Here is a 4,826-nt window from a genome sequence, read left to right as displayed (position 1 = left end):
GCCACCAGGAAATCGCCGGCCAGGTTCATCGCATAGGGGCTTGTGGGCATCACGACGCAGGCCTGGCGCTTCGGCCGCTGGGGGTCCAGCTCTTCCAGCATCTTGTCGCGTTCATAGGCGAGCGTTTCGTCCCGATCCTGCCGAAGGACGTAGATTATCGCGCGCCGCTCGTTGGTGCCTGCGAAGTCGTATCGCGCGCGCTCGCCAGACCGCGCGAATTTCTGTGTGGCGAAGAACAGCGCAACCTGTGGGTCGCTCGTCAGATCCAGCACCGGGGAATAGAGACCGTAGTGCTGAAGCAGCGTCAGAAAGGCCGGGCTGCCTCCCATGCGGAACGCGTTAAGAAACGCGTCGCGATGCGTGTGGAAGTCCCGCACCAGCTTGTAGTCTGGATCAGGGGGCAGTTCGTCCGTCGCAAAGCTTCCCGGGAACAGGTCCAGTCGCTTCTCATGTTCGTGGACCTCCCGGAGGTCGAACAGGTCGTAGATGATGAGCGACCATTCCATCATCGACAGATCGCGAAAGTGATGGAGTGCGCCGGGGCGTTCCTGCAGGACACGCCGCCACACCGAGGGCAGTAGCGAAATCTCGCCCAGGGTCTCGTGCACGAAGCTCGGATTGGGGACGTCGCGCGCCAGAGCATAGTGGCTTGTTTGACCTCGAAGGATCAGGGGATGCCGGTTGGCGGTCCTGAGGTCCTCGATGATCCTCTCAAGGTCCGCCCGGCTTTCGGCGCGCAAGAGCGGCAGCCTGTTCGGTGCGGAGCCGAACCAGCGGCGGAAGTCCTTCAAGGGAAGCCGGGACTTCATGTCGTATGAGGAGATCGCGACGCCGTAGAAGCGATCAATGACGAGATCGTCCAGCAAGACCGTGTAGCCGGAGGCCACGAGCGCCTGACTCTCGGACTCGCTGAATCCGGACTCGCTGAACTTCACATGGCTGCGGGCGGCGCTGGCGAACGCGACATCGTCATCGTCGAAGACGAAATCGGGATCGAAATAGGATCCATAGTTGCAGGCCAAGACGTCAGTCCTCGTCACCGGCTGGGGCCTCGGCCCTGGCGGACAGGGTGGGGCTCGGCTCCATCCGTATTCTCAAGGACTTGGGCTGTCTAACCGGGTGTCGGACGCCGATTGAAATCCTTGGAGATTTCGGGCGTTTGGCTACCCGGTTCCATCGGAAATCCGGAACGAAAAACCCCGCCGGCGTTGCAGCGCGCGGCGGGGTTCAAATGGGCTTGGTTCAACAAACAAGGCCGACGCCGTTCTACCGCCTCACGGACTCCGCTGCAACGCGGGAGGCGCAGGCATGAGCCGCTTCCTCGACCCTGAAAACTTCGTTGCTGATAAACTGGCCTGGCATCAGCGCATCGTTAACGATCCGACGATGTCTGTCGGCGCCAAGGCCATTGCCGGTCTCCTGCTGCACGACCTGAACAGCGCTGCCGGGGGCGCCTGGCGCGGGCAGGGGAGCATGGCCGCCAGTCTCGGACAGAGTGATCGCCAGCTACGCCGTCACCTCGCTGATCTTCAGGAGGCCGGGTACCTCAAGATCGACGTCCGCAAAGGGCGGTCCCGCACCAACACCTATCGTGCGATGGTCCCCGACGTCGTGGCCGAGGTCGCCGAAAAGCGGACACCCACGACCGCTCAAACGGTGCAAAACAGGACGCCCGCGTCCGGTCAAACGCCGAAAAACCGGACATCAGCGACCCGAAAACCGGACATGGGTGTCCGACAACTCCTTTATGATCCCATTGGAAAATTTCCCGCGCCCCCGCCGCGCGCGACGGTGCCGTCGATGCGACGTCGCTTTCCGTGCGCCGATCTGCGGCACCTCGTGGTCTCACTGGGCGGGGAGGGGGCGGCCGCGAGCTACCTCGATCCGGCTAGCTGGGACCCGGTCGACAACCGAATCCTCTGCGCCAGCGACACCGCTGTAACGCGCCTCACTGAACTCGCCGGCAGGCTGCTCCGCGAGCGAGGGGTGTCGCTGGCGAGACGCGCCGCCGAGCCTTCCCAACACCGGATGGCGGCCTAGGATCGAGCCCCATGCGCCGTGACGACGCCCTCGCGAAACTGCGACGCCTCGAGCCTTTCCTGAGAGCCCGAGGGCTGGCGCACGTCTACCTGTTCGGATCGGTGGCGCGCGATGACGCCGGGCTCGGCTCCGATGTCGATGTGGCGTTCGACATTGCCCCTGGCGCAGATTTCGACGCGTTCGATATGGGCGGGATCTATCTCGATCTAGTCGATGCGTTGGGCGCGCAGGTCGATTTCATCGAACGCCGCAGCCTTCTGAATGGGAAGAACATCGGTGTCGAAGGTGACCTCATCCGGATACTCTGACAGCCGTTGTTCTCTCATGTCGTCAGCTTCTGGCTGCCACTGGTCAGCCTCCGCCTTGCGCGCAGGTGGCGTCCTCGTGCTATCCCTGATTGCTCGGGAGTAACGCATGAATCATCAGTCTCTGTCGGCCTTTATCTGGTCGGTCGCCGATCTGCTCAGGGGCGACTACAAGCAGTCCGACTACGGCAAGGTTATCTTGCCGTTCACGGTTCTGCGGCGGCTGGACTGCGTGCTGGCGGCGACCAAGCCCGCAGTTCTGGCGGAGTTCGAGAAGCGGTCGGGCGAAGGCCTGAACCCGGAGCCGTTCCTGCTGCGCGCGGCGGGGCAGAGCTTCTACAACACCTCGCCGATGGATATGGCGAAGCTGATCGGCGACTCCGACCATATCGCCCACAACCTCTACGCCTACATCCAGGCCTTCTCGCCGGCGGTGCGCGACATCTTCGAGCGGTTCGAGTTCGCGACCCAGATCGACCGCCTGGCCAAGGCGGGCCTGCTGTACCAGGTGGCCGAGAAATTCGCCCGTATCGATCTGCACCCCGGGTCGGTCGACAACCACCAGATGGGCCTGGCTTTCGAAGAGCTGATCCGCCGATTCGCGGAACTTTCCAACGAGACGGCGGGGGAACATTTCACGCCGCGTGAGGTCATCAAGCTGATGGTGTCGCTGCTGTTCGTCGAAGACGACGACCTGCTGTCGAAGCCCAGCGTGGTCCGGACCATCTATGATCCGACGGCGGGCACCGGCGGCATGCTGTCGGTGGCCGAGGACTATATGGCGGGCCTGAACCCGACCGCACGCCTGACCATGTTCGGCCAGGAGCTGAACGACGAGTCCTACGCCATCTGCAAGGCTGACATGCTCATCAAGGGCCAGGACGTCGCCAACATCATGCCGGGCAACACCCTGTCCGACGACGGCCATCCGACGCGCAAGTTTGACTACATGCTGTCCAACCCCCCGTTCGGCGTGGAGTGGAAGAAGGTCGAGAAGGTCGTCCGCCAGGAACACGAGGGCCAAGGCTTCAACGGCCGGTTCGGCCCGGGCCTCCCCCGGGTGTCAGACGGGTCCCTGCTGTTCCTGATGCACCTGCTGTCGAAGATGCGGCCCGCGTCCGAGGGCGGCTGCCGCTTCGGCATCGTCCTGAACGGCTCGCCGCTGTTCACGGGCGGGGCGGGCTCGGGCGAGAGCGAGATCAGGCGCTATCTGCTGGAGAGCGACCTGGTCGAGGCCATCGTCGCCCTGCCGACGGACATGTTCTACAACACCGGCATCGCGACATACGTCTGGATTGTCTCGAACCGGAAGCCCGCGCACCGCAAGGGCCAGCTCCAGCTGATCGACGCCAGCGTCTTCTGGAAGAAGATGCCGAAGTCCCTGGGCTCCAAGCGACGGGAGATGTCCGACGAGGACATCGCCACCGTCACCCGCCTGTTCGGCGGCTTCGAGGCGGCCCAGTTGGCGACCGTCACGGACGCCCAGGGCAAGGAGGTCGTCCGCGAGGTCGTGGTCCAGGGCGAGTTCCCGCCCGCCGCGCCCGAGGGCGGCAAGGTTCGCCTCAAGCCCCTTTCGCGCCTGTTCGACAACGAGGCCTTCGGCTACCGCACCATCACCGTCGAACGTCCGCTCCTGGACGACCAGGGGCGGCCGGTGGTCGGCGTGAAGGGCAAGGCTAAGGGCAGGCCGATGCCCGACAGCGCCCTGCGCGACACCGAGAACGTGCCCTTGGCCGAAGACGTCGAGACCTACTTCAAGCGCGAGGTCCTGCCCCACGCGCCCGACGCCTGGATCGACGAAAGTAAGACGAAGGTCGGCTACGAAATCCCGTTTAACCGGCACTTTTATGTGTTCGAACCGCCCCGCGACCTGGCCGAGATCGACGCCGACCTGCTGGCCGTTACCGACCGGATCAAGGCGATGATCGAAGGGCTGGCGGCGTGAGTGTGCCGGGGTATGAGAGCTATCGGGACAGCGGGGTCGAGTGGCTCGGGCAGGTGCCGAGCCATTGGGAGGTCCGCCGCCTTAAACAAGTCGCCGACGCATTCCCGAGCAACGTCGACAAGAAGACCTACGACGAGGACACGCCGGTTCGCCTCTGCAACTACACCGACGTCTACTACAACGACGTGATCTTCGATGATCCAGAGTTCATGGCGGCGACCGCAACCTCGGAGCAGATCGCGAGGTTCACGCTTCGCGCCGGCGACACGATCATCACTAAGGATTCCGAGACAGCGGATGACATCGCTTCGGCGGCCTACGTCCCTAACGACATGCCCGGGGTTGTCTGCGGCTACCACCTGTCGATGATCAGGCCCCACGCCGGTACGTCAGGTGCTTTCATCAAGCGCTATTTCGACTCCGCTTTCGCCAAGGCCTCCGTCGCGGTCCGCGCGAACGGCCTGACGCGGGTAGGCCTCGGCCAGTACGCCGTCGACAATCTCAACGTGCCCGCCCCGCCGCTCGCTGAGCAGACC

General features: G+C 64.0%; 5 protein-coding genes. 4 read left to right on the top strand and 1 reads right to left on the bottom strand.

Annotation, left to right across the window (positions count from 1 at the left end):
- Positions 1-1,022 (bottom strand): FRG domain-containing protein (locus Q0C81_RS03845; RefSeq protein WP_291833786.1); only part of this gene is annotated, 1,022 nt, incomplete at its 3' end.
- Between the two features lie 286 nt (positions 1,023-1,308).
- Between Q0C81_RS03845 and Q0C81_RS03840 the strand changes: the two genes are divergently transcribed.
- The 4 genes from Q0C81_RS03840 to Q0C81_RS03825 form a co-directional block, all read left to right on the top strand.
- Positions 1,309-2,040: a hypothetical protein gene (locus tag Q0C81_RS03840; protein ID WP_291833783.1), complete on the top strand. Its 732-nt coding sequence runs from the start codon at positions 1,309-1,311 to the stop codon at positions 2,038-2,040.
- An 11-nt stretch (positions 2,041-2,051) separates the two neighbouring features.
- The gene (locus Q0C81_RS03835) at positions 2,052-2,348 is read left to right on the top strand and encodes a nucleotidyltransferase domain-containing protein (protein WP_291833780.1); all 297 of its coding nucleotides are present in this window, start codon (positions 2,052-2,054) and stop codon (positions 2,346-2,348) included.
- A gap of 106 nt (positions 2,349-2,454) precedes the next feature.
- A complete protein-coding gene (locus Q0C81_RS03830) occupies positions 2,455-4,290 on the top strand; it encodes a class I SAM-dependent DNA methyltransferase (protein WP_291833777.1) in 1,836 nt (611 codons plus the stop codon).
- Positions 4,287-4,826, top strand: a 540-nt coding sequence (locus Q0C81_RS03825; RefSeq protein WP_291833773.1) for a restriction endonuclease subunit S, incomplete at its 3' end; no start/stop codon positions are given. The genes Q0C81_RS03830 and Q0C81_RS03825, both read left to right, overlap by 4 nt.

The sequence above is a fragment of the Brevundimonas sp. genome, from assembly GCF_023259385.1.
In the GTDB taxonomy this organism is placed as follows: Bacteria; Pseudomonadota; Alphaproteobacteria; order Caulobacterales; family Caulobacteraceae; genus Brevundimonas.
This window is presented reverse-complemented; position numbering and strand designations above follow the sequence as displayed.

Excerpts from the sequence above, each read along its gene's own strand:
- Q0C81_RS03840 (WP_291833783.1), top strand. The coding sequence starts at position 1,309 with ATGAGCCGCTTCCTCGACCCTGAAAACTTCGTTGCTGATAAACTGGCC.
- Q0C81_RS03835 (WP_291833780.1), top strand. The coding sequence starts at position 2,052 with ATGCGCCGTGACGACGCCCTCGCGAAACTGCGACGCCTCGAGCCTTTC.
- Q0C81_RS03830 (WP_291833777.1), top strand. The coding sequence starts at position 2,455 with ATGAATCATCAGTCTCTGTCGGCCTTTATCTGGTCGGTCGCCGATCTG.